The sequence below is a fragment of the Saccharothrix australiensis genome (genome assembly GCF_003634935.1).
Lineage (GTDB): Bacteria > Actinomycetota > Actinomycetes > Mycobacteriales > Pseudonocardiaceae > Actinosynnema > Actinosynnema australiense.
The window spans coordinates 7,264,655-7,280,198 of the sequence record NZ_RBXO01000001.1; the positions used below are offsets into that span (position 1 = coordinate 7,264,655).

15 protein-coding genes are annotated in these 15,544 nt (G+C 75.7%); 7 read left to right on the forward strand and 8 right to left on the reverse strand.

Going from position 1 to position 15,544, the window contains the following annotated elements:
• Positions 1-3 precede the first annotated feature (3 nt).
• Both C8E97_RS30890 and C8E97_RS30895 read right to left on the reverse strand, forming a co-directional pair.
• Positions 4-1,356 carry a phosphomannomutase/phosphoglucomutase gene (locus C8E97_RS30890; protein ID WP_121012772.1) on the reverse strand — a complete coding sequence of 451 codons (1,353 nt, stop codon included), beginning with the start codon at positions 1,354-1,356 and terminating at the stop codon, positions 4-6.
• Between the two features lie 78 nt (positions 1,357-1,434).
• Entirely contained in the window at positions 1,435-1,794 is a 360-nt protein-coding gene (locus C8E97_RS30895) for a DUF3499 domain-containing protein (RefSeq protein WP_121009200.1), read from the reverse strand.
• 126 nt (positions 1,795-1,920) lie between these two features.
• Here C8E97_RS30895 and C8E97_RS30900 point away from each other — a divergent pair, with 126 nt between their 5' ends.
• Complete coding sequence (locus C8E97_RS30900) at positions 1,921-2,367, forward strand: metallopeptidase family protein (RefSeq protein ID WP_121012774.1); 447 nt, start codon at positions 1,921-1,923, stop codon at positions 2,365-2,367.
• A 143-nt stretch (positions 2,368-2,510) separates the two neighbouring features.
• On the opposite strand, the gene C8E97_RS30905 is transcribed toward C8E97_RS30900, so the two are convergent.
• Both C8E97_RS30905 and C8E97_RS30910 read right to left on the reverse strand, forming a co-directional pair.
• On the reverse strand, positions 2,511-5,786 hold the full coding sequence (locus tag C8E97_RS30905; protein ID WP_425470625.1) for a glycosyltransferase: 3,276 nt from the start codon (positions 5,784-5,786) through the stop codon (positions 2,511-2,513).
• 82 nt (positions 5,787-5,868) lie between these two features.
• Positions 5,869-6,177: a WhiB family transcriptional regulator gene (locus C8E97_RS30910; RefSeq protein ID WP_121009202.1), complete on the reverse strand. Its 309-nt coding sequence runs from the start codon at positions 6,175-6,177 to the stop codon at positions 5,869-5,871.
• Between the two features lie 271 nt (positions 6,178-6,448).
• On the opposite strand from C8E97_RS30910, the gene C8E97_RS30915 reads away from it, so the two are divergent.
• The 4 genes from C8E97_RS30915 (at position 6,449) to C8E97_RS30930 (ending at position 10,165) form a co-directional block, all read left to right on the forward strand.
• The gene (locus C8E97_RS30915; protein ID WP_121009204.1) at positions 6,449-7,201 is read left to right on the forward strand and encodes a site-2 protease family protein; all 753 of its coding nucleotides are present in this window, start codon (positions 6,449-6,451) and stop codon (positions 7,199-7,201) included.
• A 135-nt stretch (positions 7,202-7,336) separates the two neighbouring features.
• Complete coding sequence (cofD, locus tag C8E97_RS30920; protein WP_121009206.1) at positions 7,337-8,302, forward strand: 2-phospho-L-lactate transferase; 966 nt, start codon at positions 7,337-7,339, stop codon at positions 8,300-8,302.
• Positions 8,295-9,629, forward strand: coding sequence for a coenzyme F420-0:L-glutamate ligase (locus tag C8E97_RS30925; RefSeq protein ID WP_121009208.1), 1,335 nt, complete (start codon positions 8,295-8,297; stop codon positions 9,627-9,629). The genes cofD and C8E97_RS30925 overlap by 8 nt, the downstream gene beginning before the upstream one ends.
• Positions 9,626-10,165: an NUDIX hydrolase gene (locus tag C8E97_RS30930; protein WP_121009210.1), complete on the forward strand. Its 540-nt coding sequence runs from the start codon at positions 9,626-9,628 to the stop codon at positions 10,163-10,165. The genes C8E97_RS30925 and C8E97_RS30930 overlap by 4 nt, the downstream gene beginning before the upstream one ends.
• Positions 10,166-10,210: 45 nt before the next feature.
• Here the strand turns inward: C8E97_RS30930 and C8E97_RS30935 are convergent, their stop codons facing one another.
• Positions 10,211-10,612, reverse strand: coding sequence for a hypothetical protein (locus C8E97_RS30935; protein ID WP_121009212.1), 402 nt, complete (start codon positions 10,610-10,612; stop codon positions 10,211-10,213).
• A 155-nt stretch (positions 10,613-10,767) separates the two neighbouring features.
• Between C8E97_RS30935 and manB the strand changes: the two genes are divergently transcribed.
• Together manB and C8E97_RS30945 are read left to right on the forward strand one after the other, a co-directional pair.
• A complete protein-coding gene (manB, locus tag C8E97_RS30940; RefSeq protein ID WP_121009214.1) occupies positions 10,768-11,847 on the forward strand; it encodes a mannose-1-phosphate guanylyltransferase in 1,080 nt (359 codons plus the stop codon).
• Positions 11,840-12,733 (forward strand): DNA-3-methyladenine glycosylase family protein, encoded by an 894-nt coding sequence (locus C8E97_RS30945; protein ID WP_121009216.1) that lies wholly within the window; start codon positions 11,840-11,842, stop codon positions 12,731-12,733. The genes manB and C8E97_RS30945 overlap by 8 nt, the downstream gene beginning before the upstream one ends.
• A gap of 161 nt (positions 12,734-12,894) precedes the next feature.
• On the opposite strand, the gene C8E97_RS30950 is transcribed toward C8E97_RS30945, so the two are convergent.
• The 3 genes from C8E97_RS30950 to C8E97_RS30960 form a co-directional block, all read right to left on the reverse strand.
• Complete coding sequence (locus tag C8E97_RS30950; protein ID WP_121012778.1) at positions 12,895-13,755, reverse strand: glycosyltransferase family 2 protein; 861 nt, start codon at positions 13,753-13,755, stop codon at positions 12,895-12,897.
• 10 nt (positions 13,756-13,765) lie between these two features.
• A complete protein-coding gene (locus tag C8E97_RS30955) occupies positions 13,766-14,209 on the reverse strand; it encodes a DUF4396 domain-containing protein (RefSeq protein ID WP_121009218.1) in 444 nt (147 codons plus the stop codon).
• Between the two features lie 180 nt (positions 14,210-14,389).
• Positions 14,390-15,514: a glycosyltransferase family 4 protein gene (locus tag C8E97_RS30960; protein ID WP_121009220.1), complete on the reverse strand. Its 1,125-nt coding sequence runs from the start codon at positions 15,512-15,514 to the stop codon at positions 14,390-14,392.
• Between the last annotated feature and the right edge of the window lie 30 nt (positions 15,515-15,544).

The window sequence follows — 15,544 nt, forward strand, 5'->3', positions numbered from 1 at the left end:
CGCTCATCCCCTCACGATCGCCAGGACCTCGTCGCGCAACGCCGCGACCGAGGCCGCGTCGGCGGCTTCGACGTTCAGCCGCAGCAGCGGCTCGGTGTTGGAGGCGCGCAGGTTGAACCACGAGCCGTCCGGCAGGGTGACGGTCAGGCCGTCCAGCTCGTCCAGCTCGACGCCGTCCCGCGCGCCGAACTCGGCCTTGATCGCGGCCAGCCGGCCTGCCTGGTCGGCGACCGTCGAGTTGATCTCGCCGGACGCGGCGTAGCGCGCGTAGTCGGCGGTCAGGGCCGACAGCGGGCCGTCCTGCTCGCCCAGCGCGGCCAGCACGTGCAGCGCGGCCAGCATGCCGGTGTCGGCGCGCCAGAAGTCGCGGAAGTAGTAGTGCGCGGAGTGCTCGCCGCCGAAGATCGCGCCCGTGCGGGCCATCTCCGCCTTGATGAACGAGTGGCCCACGCGGGTCCGGACCGGCTTGCCGCCGTGCTCGCGGACGATCTCGGGCACGGCGTGCGACGTGATCAGGTTGTGGATGATCGTGCCGCCGGGGTCCTTGGCCAGCTCGCGCACGGCCACCAGCGCCGTGATCGCGCTGGGCGACACCGGCTCGCCGCGCTCGTCCACCACGAAGCACCGGTCGGCGTCGCCGTCGAACGCGACACCCGCGTCCGCGCCCTCCTCCCGCACACGGGCCTGGAGGTCGACGATGTTCTTCGGGTCGAGCGGGTTGGCCTCGTGGTTGGGGAAGCTGCCGTCCAGCTCGAAGTACATCGGGACGACCTCGACGGGCAGCCCGTCGAACACCGAGGGCACCGTGTGCCCGCCCATGCCGTTGCCCGCGTCCACCACGACCCGCAACGGCCGCGAGGACGACAGGTCCACCAGTTCGCGCAGGTAGGCGGCGTACTCGGCGAGCATGTCGCGCTCCGACACCGAGCCCGGCGCCACGCCCTCGGCGTCCGGGACGCCCTGCTCGACGTCCGCGCGGAGCTGCGCGAGGCCCGTGTCCTGGCCCACCGGCGAGGCGCCGGCGCGGCACAGCTTGATGCCGTTGTACTCGGCCGGGTTGTGCGAGGCCGTGAACATCGCGCCGGGCAGGTCGAGCTTGCCGGACGCGAAGTACAACATGTCGGTGCTGGCCAGGCCGATGCTGACCACGTCGACGCCCTGCCTGGTCACGCCCTCGGCGAAGGCCGCCGCCAAGCCGGGCGAGGACTCGCGCATGTCGTGGCCCACGACCACGGAGGGGCCGCCGACCAGCCGCGCGAACGCCGCGCCGAACTCCCGGACGACCTCCGCGTCGAGCTGCTCGCCGACGACACCGCGGATGTCGTACGCCTTGACGATGCCGGACAGATCACGCACGGCCACACTCCCGGTTCGGCTCTTGACGTGGGCGTCGAAAGCCTACCGGCGCGACTGCACGGGTCGTGCCCGGTACGTTCAGTCGTCGCGCGGGTCGGGCAGCACCCGCAGGTGACCACGCCGGACGGTGCCCGCGGGCACCTCGGGAGGGTCCACCGGCCGGTCGGCCCGGCCCGCTTCCCGCACCGCCTCGGCCAACGCCGTCAGGTCGTCCACGGTCGGCTCCGGGGCCACGAACTCGCCCTGGTGCCGGACCACCTCCCAGCCGCGCGGCGCGGTGAGCCGCAGGGCGTGCTCCTCGCACAGGTCGTAGCTGTGCGGCTCGGAGTAGGTGGCGAGCGGCCCGACGACCGCCGTCGAGTCCGCATAGGCGTACGTGAGCGTGGCGACTGCCGGGTTAGCGCACCCGGTTCGCGAGCACCGTCTCACGCTCCGCACGGCGGGGACGATATCGCGTCGCGGCTGAGGTGTGTTGGATTACCTACGGCGCGGCGGTCGAACGGGACAACTCCGCAGGTCGCCGACAGGCTGTCACCCCCGCCAACTACCCTCTACCCCGTGGTGATGGCAAGGGGTTCGCGACGTCAGGGCTCTCCGAGGCGGCGCAGCCGCGACCGCCACGGCCGAGGGCTGCGCGGACCGCTGTACCCGGCGACCCTGCCGGCGGCGCGGAGCCGGGCGGAGCGCTTCGACGCGCTGGTGCTGGAGGCGCTGGAGCCCATCGAGGCCAGGTGGCGGACGGAGTTGACCCAGCTCGACGTGGCCGTCGACGACGTGCCGGACGTGCAGGCGGCCTCCGACGACGGCGACGTGGTGGAGGACGGCAACGTCCCCCTGGCCCGCCTGCTGCCCGCCGGGACCGACCGGCGGGCGCGGATCGTGCTCTACCGGCGGCCGCTGGAGGCGCGGGCGAAGGACGGGGCGGACCTGGCCGACCTGGTGCACGACGTGCTGGTCGAACAGGTGGCGAACTACCTCGGCCTGGACCCGGACGTCATCGACGGCGAGTGAGATTCATATCACACACAGTCGTGCGGGGGCACTGCCCCAGACCTCTGGCCTCGCCCTTCCCCTCCTTGGCGGCCTGCCCAGCGGCGAGCGCTTCTTTCCGCTTTTGATCACTTCCGCTTCCGAGAGCCGATCCCCCACGCCCTTCACCGCCGTCGCGCCGGGATCGCCGTCAACACCGTGAACAGCACCGCCGCCGCCTGCACCAGCAGCAGCAGCTCCCGCACCGTCCCGGTCACCTCGACCCGCACCTCCGCCCCGCCCGCCGGCACCGGCACACCCACCAGGTGCCCCCAAGCCCGCACCACGGCGACCGGCCGCCCGTCCACCGTCGCCCGCCACCCCGGCTCGTCCTCCGCCGCGATCACGAGCAACCGCCCCTCGGGCCCCTCCGACACGCGGACCCCGACCTCGGGCGGCGCGGAGTCCACCGGCGCGGTGCCCGGCGCGCCCAGCGCGTCCGGCGGCGTGCCGCCGGTCCGGGCGCGGCGCGCCAGGTCGGGCGACAGCAGTACCGCGTTGCCGGCCGCCAGCTGGACCCGCAGCACCGGCCGCCCGTCCGACATCGGCGGCGCCTCGGCCACCAGGTCGCCGACCAGGTCGCGCAGCCGCTGCCCGGTCGCCCGGTCCGGCACCACGACGAACGCCACCCCGCCCGCCGCGGCTCCGGCCAGCGCCGCGCGGGCCTCGTCGGCCGTGCCCGAGGTGAGCTGCCGGTGCCACCGCTCCAGCCGGGACGCGGCGGCGGACGCCGGTGCGAGGTCGTCGTCGCCGAACGCGGGCAGCCGACCGGCGACCTGCCGCGTCGGCGTGCCCAGCACCAGCACCGACCGCCCGGTCCTGGGCAGCTCCTGCTCCACCGTCGCGGGCAGCCGCGCGGTGGACGCGGTCAGCGGCCCCGTCCGCAGCCCGACCAGGCCGAGGCACGCCATCCCGAACACGCCCGCCGCCCCGAGCACGGCGGCGGCGCGCGGCCACCGCACCGGGACGGCGTCCTTGCGGCACGCGGCCAGCACCACCCACAGCAGGCCCCAGGACGCGACGACCAGCGGCGCGCCGGCCCACCCCACGACAGCCGGGCCGCCGGTCGGCGGCGTCGCCGGCACCGCCCGCAGCACGATCACCGCGAACCCCGCCAGGACGACCGCCGCCACGCCCGGCAGCATCGCCCGCGACGGCCGCAGCACCGCGGCGGCGAGCGCGAACACCACCACCAGCACGCCCACGTGCGCCACCGCCCCCGGCCCGCCGGGTCGCAGCGCCAGCAGGTCGGCCCACCCCACCGGCGGGGTGTCGGGGTGCGCCCCGACGCCGTGCAGCACCACCGACGGGTGCCGCAGCAGCACCGCGGGCCAGGGCAGGAGCAGCGCCACGGGCAGCAGCACGACGGTGAACAGCCCGGCCACGCGCCGCCGCCCGTCGCCGGCCCGGCCGGGCACGACGACGAACCCGGCCAGCGCGCCGAGCGTCGCCAACGCGTGCACGAGCGGCGAGAACGCGCCCACCACCGCGACGGCCAGCGCCGTGCCGGACGCCACCGGCAGCCACGCCGCGCCCGCGCCGCCGCGCAGCACCGAGCGCACGCCGACGAACACCACCGGGGCCAGGACGTGCACCACGACGACGTCCAGCCGGCCCTGCGCGACCGCCGAGGTGGCCGCGGGCAGCAGCCCGTAGGCCGCCGCGACCACCGCGCGCGCGGGTCGCCGCACCGGCACCCGCCGCGTCGCGGCGTAGGCGAACAACCCGGCCAGCGCCGCGTCGCCGACGAACAGCACGGCCACCACCACGGGCGGACCGCCGAGCACCGCGCCGAGCGTCCCCAGCACGGCCAGCGCGGCCGGCGCGGGCGCGGTGGTGCCGCCCGCCACGGGGTGCCAGGACGCCAGGTAGGTCGACCACGTGGTCGCCAGGTCCGGCACCGGCAGCAGCCGGCCGCCGGACAGGTCCGCCCCGATCCGGCCGGTGTTGGCCAGGACGCCGAACACCACGAGCCCGAGCACGAGCACCAGCGGCGGCCCGAGCACCAGCGACCACAGCACCCGCGCCCGGTCGACCTCCACGAACACGACCGACGGCGCACCGCGCGGCGCCGGTGAGGGCCGGGGCCGGGGCGAGGGCCGCAGCGTGCCGGGCAGCGCCGCGTCGACGGGCACGGTGGTCGCCGGCAGGCGCAGCCCGCCGGTGGGTCGGACCGGTCGCCGCCGGGACAGCGCGCCGGCGGGCAGCGCCGACGGGCCGACCGCGCGACGCTCCACTTCGGACGGAGGCGACCAGTCCACCGGCCGGACGTCGTCCTCGGGCAGCCGGCCCAGCGCCGCGTCCGCCTCGACGCGCCGCCGGATCAGGTAGGCGGACACGGCGGCGACCGCGTTGCGCAACCGGGTGACCCGACTGGTGAACAGGCCGCGCACCACGCCCTTCACGGGCCGCGCCGCGCGGGCTTCCCGCAGCCGCGCCCGCCCGCCGAGCAAATAGCCCAGCGCGCCCAGCTCGGCGCGGGCGTCGGCGAACCGCCGCAGCACCGCGAAACCCGCCGCGCGCAGCAGTCCCAGCACCGCCAGCCGGGGCAGCCCGAGGACGAACGACAGCGTGCCGCAGTTGACCAGGAACGTCCGCAGCCCGTGCGCCCGGTCCACGCCGCGCGGCGGCGGTCCGGGCCGGTCCGCCGCCGCGTCCAGCCCCCGCGCGCCCCGCGCCGCCGCGCGCGCGTGCCGCAGCCGGGCCGCGGGCACGGACAGCACGAGGTGCCCGGCGAGGTTGACCCGCCACCCGAAGTCGACGTCGTCGCGCAGCAGCGGCAGCCGCCGGTCGTACCCGCCGACGTCCTCCCACACCGAGCGCCGGACCAGCGACCCGGCCGACGACACCGCGAGCGCCTCGGTGCTCTGCCGGAACGACCCGGCGAGCGCGACACCGCCGATCCCGGTCTGCCGGTGCCCCGACGCGTCCGTCGACACCCCGGCCTCGACCACCAGCCGCGGGTCGGCCCAGTCCAGGCCGAGCGGCCCGAGCACCGCCGCCGACGGCGACACCTCCGCCGCCGTCAGCAGCAGCGCCAGGCAGTCCGGCTCGGGCGCGCAGTCGTCGTGCAGCAGCCACAGCCACGCGCCCGGATCGCCCCACCGCTCCACGGCGTGCGCGACGGCCGCGTGCACCGCCTCGCCGAACCCCGTGCCGCGCGGCAGCGCCAGCACGCCGTCGATCACCCGATCGGGACCTTCGGCGGCTCCCGCGAGCAGCGCGGCGGTGCCGTCCACCGACCCCGTGTCGACCGCCACCACGTGCCGGGGCCTTGGTCGTTGCCCGCGCAGCGCGGACAGGGCCGTGCCCAGCCAGCGCTCGCCGTCGTGGCACACCAGCACTGCCAGCACGGGCGCGGTGCGCAGCCGTGGAGTGGTGCCGCTCGTCAACTGCCGCACCCCGTTCGTGTCGACTACGCCGTGGGACGCCCACGGTAAGCCGGCGCGATCAGCGGCGGATCACGCTGTGATCAGCGGCGTATCACACGGCGCGCTTTTTGAGCTTCCTCCGCTCGCGTTCGGACAGTCCCCCCCAAATGCCGAACCGCTCGTCGTGCTGGAGCGCGTACTCCAGGCATTCGGAGCGCACCTCGCAGCCCAGGCAGATCCGCTTGGCCTCCCTGGTGGAGCCGCCCTTCTCGGGGAAGAACGCCTCGGGGTCGGTCTGCGCGCACAGGGCGCGCTCCTGCCAGTCCTGCTCGTCGGTCGCGTCGAAAAGGTCGGTCAACACGACCGGCTCCTGCGCCGGCGCGTCACCGTCCACGTCACGACCCCCGTCGAATTCCCGCATACCGTCCGCCTCCTCGCCTTCCGCTCTCCCCGGTTGGCGGACACCACTCGCCGTCCCCACAACGACGAATGACACCGATGTGATTACACCTGTGTCACAACACGCGGTCAAGCCGAGTCCACAGGACGGGGGATATTCGCGCAGTTGACCGCGAAAGCCTTGACTAGCAGCACAGACGGTGATTTAGGCGGCACGCCGAGCGATAATGGCCGCGCGGCAGGCCCGCGCCCGCCCCTGTGAGCGACGGGGCCGGGGAGGCCACACTGGAAGGGTGAAGCGATCAGCGGTGCGACCGAGTCCACTGTTCCTCAGCCTGCTCGCGGTGACGGTGGCAGGCGCCGTGCTGACCCTGTTCGACGACTCCGACGCCGCCCTGATCGGCGGAACCGTCCTGTTCGTGCTCGGCGGGTGGGCGGTTTCGCTGTGCCTGCACGAGTTCGGGCACGCGATCGTGGCCTACCGGGGCGGCGACCACGCGGTGCGGGCGAAGGGCTACCTGACGCTGGACATCCGCCACTACACCGACCCGGTCATGTCGATCGTGCTGCCGCTGGTGCTGCTGGCGTTCGGCGGGATCCCGCTGCCCGGCGGGGCGGTGTGGATCAACCACCACGCCTTGCGCAACAAGCGGGTCGAGTCGATGGTGTCGCTGGCCGGCCCCGTGAGCAACCTCGCACTCGGCGCGCTGCTGAGCCTGGCCGTGCTGCTGTTCCAGCCGCCCGCCGGCCTGGCCGCCGCGCTGTCGTACCTGGCGCTGCTCCAGGTCTTCGCGTTCGTGCTGAACATCCTGCCGATTCCGGGCCTCGACGGCTGGGGCGTGATCGAGCCGTACATGTCCTACCAGGCGCGGCAGTTCGGCGCGAAGGCGCGGCCGTGGGCGCCGCTGGTGCTGTTCGCGGTGCTGATCGGGTTCCCCAGCGTCGCGCGGGTGTTCTTCGACCTCGCGGACGCGGTGTTCGGGCTGGTCGGCGGTGAGCAGCTCTGGGCGCGGTTCGGGCAGTCGACGTTCATGTTCTGGCGCTGACGGTCGCACCGCGGCACCCGACGCGGGCGTTCGCACCGCGCCGGCAGGCGTCCGCGACCGCCCGGCGACGGGCGCCGCGTCGCCGGACCGCGTCCCGGCGTCGGCCGCGCGGGCAGCGTGGGAGGATGGCGTCCCGTGAAGGTCGTCGTACTGGTGGGTGGGGTCGGCGGGGCGCGTTTCCTCGTCGGACTGAAGTCGTTGTTGGGTGCGCCCGAGCACGAGATCACGGCGGTGGTGAACACCGGTGACGACGTGTGGATGCACGGGTTGCGGATCTGCCCCGACCTGGACACCTGCATGTACACCCTGGGTGGTGGCATCGACGTCGAGCGCGGCTGGGGGCGGTCGGGCGAGACGTGGGCGGTCAAGGAGGAGCTGGCGGCCTACGAGGCGGACCCGACGTGGTTCGGCCTCGGCGACCGGGACATCGCGACGCACCTGGTGCGGACGCGGATGCTCCGCGCGGGCTACCCGCTCTCGGCCGTGACGGAGGCGCTGTGCCACCGCTGGCAGCCCGGCGTGCGGCTGCTGCCGATGTCGGACGACCGCGTCGAGACGCACGTCGTGGTCGACGACGGCGACGGGACCAGGGCCATCCACTTCCAGGAGTGGTGGGTCAAGCACCGGGCGGGGCTGCCCGCGCGGTCGTTCGCGTCGGTGGGCGCGGAGACCGCCACGCCCGCGCCCGGCGTGGTGGACGCGCTGCTGGACGCCGACGCCGTGCTGATCGCGCCGTCGAACCCGGTGGTGAGCGTCAACACGATCCTCGGCGTGCCGGGCGTGCGGGACGCGCTGCGCAAGACGGAGGCCGGCGTGGTCGGCCTGTCGCCGATCGTGGGCGGCAAGCCGCTCCGCGGCATGGCGGACGCGTGCCTGACCGCGATCGGCGTGGAGACCTCCGCCGAGGCCGTCGGCCGGTACTACGGCTCGCGCAGGACGACCGAGAAGGGCGTGCTGGACGGCTGGCTGGTGCACACCGGCGACCGCAGCGACGTACCCGGCGTGGCGGTGCGCGCGGTGCCGCTGCTGATGTCCGATGTGGACGCGACGGCCGCGATGGCGCGGGCCGCGCTGGAGCTGTCGGGGGCCCCGGTTGGCTGACCACGCCGCGACCGGCGGGCTCACCGTCCTGCCCGTGCCCGGTCTGCCCGAGTTCCGCCCCGGTGACGACCTGGCGGCGGCGCTGGCCTCGGCCGCGCCGTGGCTCGCCGACGGCGACGTCGTCGTGGTGACCAGCAAGGTGCTGTCCAAAGTGGAGGGACGGCTGGTCACCGTGCCCGCCGACCCGGAGCGGCGGGACGCCGTCCGGCGGTCCTACGTGGAGTCCGAGGCGGTCCGCGTCATCGCCCGGCACGGCCGGACGCTGATCACCGAGAACCGGCTGGGCATCGTGCAGGCGGCGTCCGGCGTGGACGCGTCGAACGTGGCGGGCGACGAGATCGCCCTGCTGCCGGTCGACCCGGACGCGTCGGCGGCGGCGCTGCGGGCCGCGCTGCGCGCCGCGCTGGGCGTCGAGGTGGCCGTCGTGGTCACCGACACGATGGGCCGGGCGTGGCGGGTGGGCCAGACCGACGCGGCGATCGGCGCGTCCGGCCTGGCCGTGCTGCACCGCTACGCGGGCTCGGTGGACGGCCAGGGCAACGAGCTGGTGGTGACCTCGGTGGCGGTGGCCGACGAGATCGCCGCCGCCGCCGACCTGGTGAAGGGCAAGCTGGGCGCGGTGCCGGTGGCCGTGGTGCGCGGGCTGGCGGTGGCCGACGACGGCTCCACCGCCCGCGACCTGGTCCGGCCCGTGGCGGAGGACCTGTTCCACCTGGGCGTGGCGGAGGCCGTGGCGCGGGGCCGCGCGGAGGCGGTGCTGGTGCGCCGGTCCGTGCGGGAGTTCACGGCCGACCCGGTGCCGGTCGAGGCGCTGCGCCGGGCCGTGGGCGCGGCCCTGACCGCGCCCGCGCCGCACCACACCCGGCCGGTGCGGTTCGTGCACCTGCGCGCCCGGCGGGACGCGCTGCTGACCGCGATGCGCGAGCGCTGGGCGGACGACCTGCGCGGTGACGGCCTGCCGCCCGAGCAGGTCGAGCGGCGGCTCGCGCGCGGCGACTTCCTGCGCGACGCGCCCGAGGTCGTGCTGCCGTTCCTGGTCGCCGAGGGCGCGCACGCGTACCCGGACGCGAGGAGGGCGGCGGCCGAGCGCACCATGTTCACCGTCGCCGGCGGCGCGGCCGTGCAGGGCCTGCTGGTGGCGCTGGCCGCCGAGGGCCTCGGCTCGTGCTGGGTGTCGTCGACGATCTTCTGCGCCGACGTGGTCCGCGCGGTGCTGGACCTGCCCGCCTCGTGGGAGCCGCTGGGCGCGGTGGCCGTTGGCCACCCGACCGAACCGCTCCTGCCCCGCCCGCCCCGTTCCCCGGACGAAGGGTTCGTCGAGCTGTGAGCCTGCACGCCGACACGACGTCGGTCCTGACCGACTGGCGACCGCCGAACCGCGACCAGGAGGCGCTGCGACAGGCGTTCCTGGGCTTCCTGGCGGCCCGCCCGGACGCGTGCCTGCGGTCCTGCGAGCCCGGTCACGTCACCGCGTCCGCGCTGGTGCTGGACGCGACCGGCGAGCGGGCCCTGCTCACCCTGCACCCGAGGGTGGGCCGCTGGCTCCAGCTCGGCGGGCACTGCGAGGAGTCGGACGCGACCCTGGTCGGCGCGGCGCTGCGGGAGGCGGCGGAGGAGTCCGGCATCCGGGGCCTGCGCGCGGAGCCGGTGCCGATCCACCTCGACGTGCACCCGATCACGTGCTCGCTCGGCGTGCCGACCCGGCACTTCGACGTGCGCTTCCTGGTGCGGGCGCCGGTCGGCGCGAAGGCCGTGCGCAGCGCGGAGTCCGTCGACCTCCAGTGGTGGCCCCTGGACGGCCTGCCGTCGAACGTGGACGACCTGGGCCCGATGATCGAGGCGGCGCTGAGCCGCCTGCGCTGACCGGGGCCCGCGGGCAGGCCCGAGCCCGAGCACGGGCGCGGTCGGTCAGCCGTCGCCGCTGAGGCGCTGGGTCAACCCCGGCGGGCGCTGCTCCTGGCCGCCCGACAGGCGCTGCGACAGCGACGGCCGCGACGTCTCCACCTGCTGCACCGTCGGCACCGGCCCCGGCGCGACCCGCAGTTCGGGCTGCGGCGGCGGTTCCGGCGCCGGTGCGGCCTGCGGTGCGGCCTGTGGCGCGGGCGCGCGGCCCGACGCGACCTGCGCCGACAGCACCATCGTCGAATCCGGGTCCGCCAGGCGGGGGTCGGCCGCGTCGACCATGCTGCGCGGGATCTGCTGGGTGGCCGACGAGTCCATCGGGGACGTCATGTTGTCCGGCGTCACGACGTGGATGCCACGTGCACGAGCACGGGCGAGCGCCGCGTCGGCCCGGGCGCGGGGGTCCATCCGGATCTCTCCTGCGTGTGCCTTGGGCCGGCGATCACGCCGGCGGTGCCGATCGGGGACGCTCGCCGACACGGGGCCTGAGCCCGTGTCGCCAAGGTGCTCGTGCCAGAGTATTCGCATCCACGGGCGGAAGTAAGCGGAGGAGGAAAAACGGCATGTCGGAGCTGCAAGGCGCCGAGGCGGTGGTCCTGGTCGGGGGCAAGGGCACCCGGCTTCGACCGCTGACCCTCTCAGCCCCCAAGCCCATGCTGCCCACGGCCGGGGTGCCGTTCCTCACCCACCTGCTGTCCCGCATCCGGGAGGTGGGCATCACGCACGTGGTGCTCGGCACCTCCTACAAGGCGGAGGTGTTCCAGGAGCACTTCGGCGACGGCTCGGCGCTGGGCCTCGACCTGGAGTACGTGGTGGAGGACGTGCCGCTGGACACGGCGGGCGCGATCCGGAACGTCGCGCACAAGCTGCGCGAGCCCGACGTGATGGTGTTCAACGGCGACATCCTGTCCGGCGTCGACCTGCGCGGCGTGCTCGACACGCACCGGTCGTCGGGCGCGGACGTGACGCTGCACCTGGTGAAGGTGGAGGACCCGCGCCGGTTCGGCTGCGTGCCGACCGACGCCGAGGGCCGCGTCACCGCGTTCCTGGAGAAGACCGAGAACCCGCCGACCGACCAGATCAACGCCGGGTGCTACGTGTTCCGCCGGTCCGTGGTCGACGGCATCCCGGCGGGCCGCCCGGTGTCCGTGGAGCGGGAGACGTTCCCCGGCCTGCTGGCCGCGGGCGCGCGGCTCCAGGGGCACGTCGACACGTCGTACTGGCTCGACCTGGGCACGCCCGCCGCGTTCGTGCGCGGCTCGGCGGACCTGGTGCGCGGCGTCGCGCCGTCGGCCGCGCTGCCGCCGGTGACCGGCGAGGCGATCGTGCTGGCCGGCGCGACCGTCGACCCGGCCGCCGAGGTGACCGGCGGCTCGACCATCGGTGCGGGCTGCACGGTGGCGGCGGGCGCGACCGTGGTCGGCTCGGTGCTGTTCGACGGCGCGGTGGTCGGCGAGGGCGCGCGGGTCGAGCGCAGCGTGCTCGGGGCGAACGCCCTGGTCCAGGCGGGCGCGGTGCTCTCGGACGCGGTGATCGGCGACAACGCCGTGATCGGCGCGCGGTGCGAGCTCGTCGGCGGCGCGCGGGTGTGGCCCGGTGTCGTGCTGCCCGAGGCCGGGGTGCGGTTCTCCACCGATGCCTAGGACGTGGCGTCCCCCGTTCCCGCTGGACGTGGCCGCGGTCCTCGGGCCGCTGCGGCGCGGTGCGGGTGACGTCGCGTTCCGCGTGGAGGGCGGCGGCGTGTGGCTGACCGCCAACACGCCGGTCGGTCCGGGGACGCTGCACGTGGTCGAGGCGGGCGACGTCGTGGGGCGGGCGTGGGGCGACGGCGCGGACTGGCTGCTGGACCGCCTGCCCGCGCTGCTGGGCGCGGACGACGACGATTCGGCGTTCCGGGCGCACCACCCGCTGGTCGCGGAGACCCGCCGCCGCCTGCCCGGCATCCGCCTCGGCTCGACCGGCCGGGTGTGGGACGCGCTGCTGCCCGCCGTGCTGGAGCAGAAGGTGACGCTCGTCGAGGCCCACCGCTCGTACCGCGAGCTGTGCCGCCGGTTCGGCGACGCCGCGCCGGGGCCCGCGCCGGCCGGGATGGTGGTGCCGCCGACGCCGCGGGCGGTGCTCGGCATCACCGACTGGGAGTGGCACCGCGCGGGCGTGGACGGGGCGCGCCGCCGCGCCCTGGTCGCCGCCGCGCAGGTGGCGCACCGCCTGGAGGGGGCGTGCGAGCTGCGCGGCGAGGCCGGGCGGGCGCTGCTGCGCAAGGTGCCCGGCGTCGGCCCGTGGACCGCAGCCGAGGTGGCGCAGCGGGCCTGGGGCGACCCGGACGCGGTGAGCTTCGGCGACTTCCACCTGGCCGGGCTGGTCGGCTGGGCGCTGCTGGGCCGCCCGCTGGACGACGCCGGGATGGCCGAGGTGCTGTCGCCCTACCAGCCGCAACGCCACCGCGCCGTGCGCTACGTCGAGGCGTCCGGCGCGCGCAAGCCCCGCTTCGGCCCCCGCTTCTCACCGCGCGACTACCGCGCGATGTGACCCCGCCGCGATGTGACCCCGCCGCGATGTGACCCCGCCGCGACTCCAGCGCGATGCGACCCCACCGGACCGGGAGTTCGCGGCGGGGAGGGATCGCCCGTGCCCCGCGCCACGACAGCCCGTGCCACGACAGGGGGCCGGTACCCCCGACGGGTCCGGCTTCAGGAGCGGCGGCCGGTGACCAGCTTGAGCCGCAGCCCCAGCCCCGCCCGCACGGCCAGCCGCAGCGGTCCCCACAGCGGGCCCTGGTGGCGGTCGGCCAGGTAGCGGTACGCGCTGCTGTGGTGCGCCGCCAGCATCCGGTCCGACGCGCGGGCCGTCGAGTGGCCGCCGATGTGGGTCACCTCGGCCTCCGGCACGTACACGTTGAGCCACCCGGCCCGGCCGATGCGGTCGCCGAGGTCCACGTCCTCGAAGTACATGAAGTAGCGCGGGTCGAACCCGTCCACCGAGTCGAACGCCTCGCGGCGCAGCAGCAGGCACGACCCGGACAGCCACCCGGCGGTGCGCTCCTGGACCGACGCCTTCTCCTGCCGGTACTCGCGCGTCCACGGGTTCGCGGGCCAGACCTTGGCGAACACCGCGTGCCCGAGCCCGCGCCCGAGCGACGGCAGCTGCCGCGCCGACGGGTACACCGCGCCGTTCGGCTCCCGGATCAGCGGGCCGAACGCGCCGCCGCGCGGCCACCGCTTGGTCGCCTCCAGCAGCACGTCGAGGCTGCCGGGCGACCACGACAGGTCGGGGTTCGCGACCACGACCCAGCCGACGTCGTCGGGCAGCGCCGCGACGCCCCGGTTCGCGGCCGCGCCGTAGCCGAGGTTGCCGCCGGTCGGCAGGAACGTCACGTGCTCGTGCGCCTCGGCCGCGCGCTCCGGCACCCCGTCGGTGGAGCCGTTGTCCGCCAGCACGACGGTCACCGGGCGCGTGGTGGCACCCGCCAGGGTGTCGAGGAAGCCGGCCAGGGTCTCCCCGGGCGAGTAGGTGACGGTCACGACCGCCAGTCCGTCTCCGTAGCGCGTCACGCCGGCCACCCTAGTGGTGGTGCAGGTGGTGCACGACGGCGTGTCCCTTGCCGCGCGCGATGAGCCACCGGTTGACCGGCACCGTCAGCACGAAGGCCACCGCCAGCGAGAACGCCAGCGCGCCCCAGAAAAGCGCACTGGCGAGCCCGGCGTCCATCGCGCCCGGCACGACGAGCATCACGGCGTTGTCCACGACCTCCATGACCAGGATCGACACGGTGTCGGCGGCGAGCGCGGTCTTCACGGCGACCCGGAACCCGACGCCCGCGCGCAGCACGCCGCGCAGGGTCAGGGCGTAGCCGAAGAAGAAGGCCAGCGCCACGGCCAGCACGACCGTTCCCCAGGCGGGCAGGCCGAGCGCGGTGCCGACGACCATGCCGAGGACCTCGCCGATGGCGCAGCCGGTGAGGCAGTGCAGCGTCGCCGAGGCGGCGGTCTTCCACGATGCGTCCATGCCGGGGACTATACCCCCCTGGGGTATGTGTCGCACACGTGAGGGTGAAAGATCCACACGACCGTGGCACGACTCGGCGGTCGGCGGGTCAGCGGCCGGGCACGACTCGGGGGTCCGTCGTGTTGCCCACGGTCGGTGGTGCGGCCGGCGGTCGGCAGTGCGGCCCGCGTCGGGCGCGGCTCAGCGGCGGTGCGCCCGCGCGGCCCGCTCGTAGGCCACCCGGTGCCGGGCCGCCGACGTCGCCCACGAGAAGTCCTTCGCCCGCACCAGGGCCGCCGCCGACAGCGCGTGCCGCCGCGCCGGGTCGTCCAGCAGCCCGCCCAGCGCCGCCGCGATGTCGCCCGCGCCGACGCCGCAGTACGCGACCGCGTCCCCGCCCACCTCGGGCAGGCTCAGCCGGCGGGTCGTCAGCACCGCCGCGCCGCAGGCCATCGCCTCCAGCACCGGCAGCCCGAACCCCTCGCCCAACGACGGGTACGCCACCACCTCGGCGCCGCCGAGGAAGCCCGCCAGCCGCGAGAACGGCAGGTACCCGGCCCGGATCACGCGGATGCGGTGCGGCACGGCGTCCAGCGCCCGCTCCACCTGGCTGTCCCACCCCGGCTGGCCGGCGAGCACGAGCGTCGGCGGGTCGGCGCGCCCGCGCGACGCCTGCGCGAACCCCCGGATGAGCGCGGGCACGTTCTTCCGGGGCTCCAGCGCGCCGAGGAACGCGACGTACGGCGAGCTGCCCAGCGACAGCGACGCGCGCACCGCCGCGACCTCGTCCGGCGTCGGCGGGTGGAACCGCTCGGTGTCCACGCCGTGCTGCGCGATGTGCAGGGCCCGCCGGTCCGCGCCGGCCACCCGCGCCAGCTCGTCCGCCGTCGCCCGGCTCGGCACGATGCACAGCGCCGCGCGCCGCAGCGACGCCCGCGTCCACGCCCGGAAGAACCGCGCCTTCACCGACGAGTGCAGCGCGGCGTCGGTGAAGAACGTCGCGTCGTGCAGCGTCACCACGGACGCCGCCCGGTTCGCCAGCGGCACCGTGTAGTGCGGCGAGTGCACGACCTGCACCCCGAGCCGGGCGGCCAGGCGCGGCAACGAGGTCTGCTCCCACGTCAGGCGGGCGGTGCGGGTGGCGACGGCGTCGGCGGCGGTGACGATCCGCGACCGGGGCGCCAACCTGCCGTACAGCTCGGCGTCCCTGGGCTGGCAGACCACGCTCAGCCGCGCCCCGTCCGCGTCCAGCGCCGCCACCAGCGAATCCACGTACCGCCCCACCCCGCCCCGGTCCGTGGGCACGGCGGTGGCGTCGATCAGCACGCTGGGTTCGACGGGTGACACGCGCAGAAG

What these genes read in the sequence shown, in the direction of transcription:
- C8E97_RS30900 (WP_121012774.1), top strand. Translation starts at nt 1,921, where the DNA reads ATGGCAAGGGGTTCGCGACGTCAGGGCTCTCCGAGGCGGCGCAGCCGC.
- C8E97_RS30910 (WP_121009202.1), bottom strand. Translation starts at nt 6,177, where the DNA reads ATGCGGGAATTCGACGGGGGTCGTGACGTGGACGGTGACGCGCCGGCG.
- C8E97_RS30935 (WP_121009212.1), bottom strand. Translation starts at nt 10,612, where the DNA reads ATGGACCCCCGCGCCCGGGCCGACGCGGCGCTCGCCCGTGCTCGTGCA.
- manB (WP_121009214.1), top strand. Translation starts at nt 10,768, where the DNA reads ATGTCGGAGCTGCAAGGCGCCGAGGCGGTGGTCCTGGTCGGGGGCAAG.
- C8E97_RS30945 (WP_121009216.1), top strand. Translation starts at nt 11,840, where the DNA reads ATGCCTAGGACGTGGCGTCCCCCGTTCCCGCTGGACGTGGCCGCGGTC.
- C8E97_RS30955 (WP_121009218.1), bottom strand. Translation starts at nt 14,209, where the DNA reads ATGGACGCATCGTGGAAGACCGCCGCCTCGGCGACGCTGCACTGCCTC.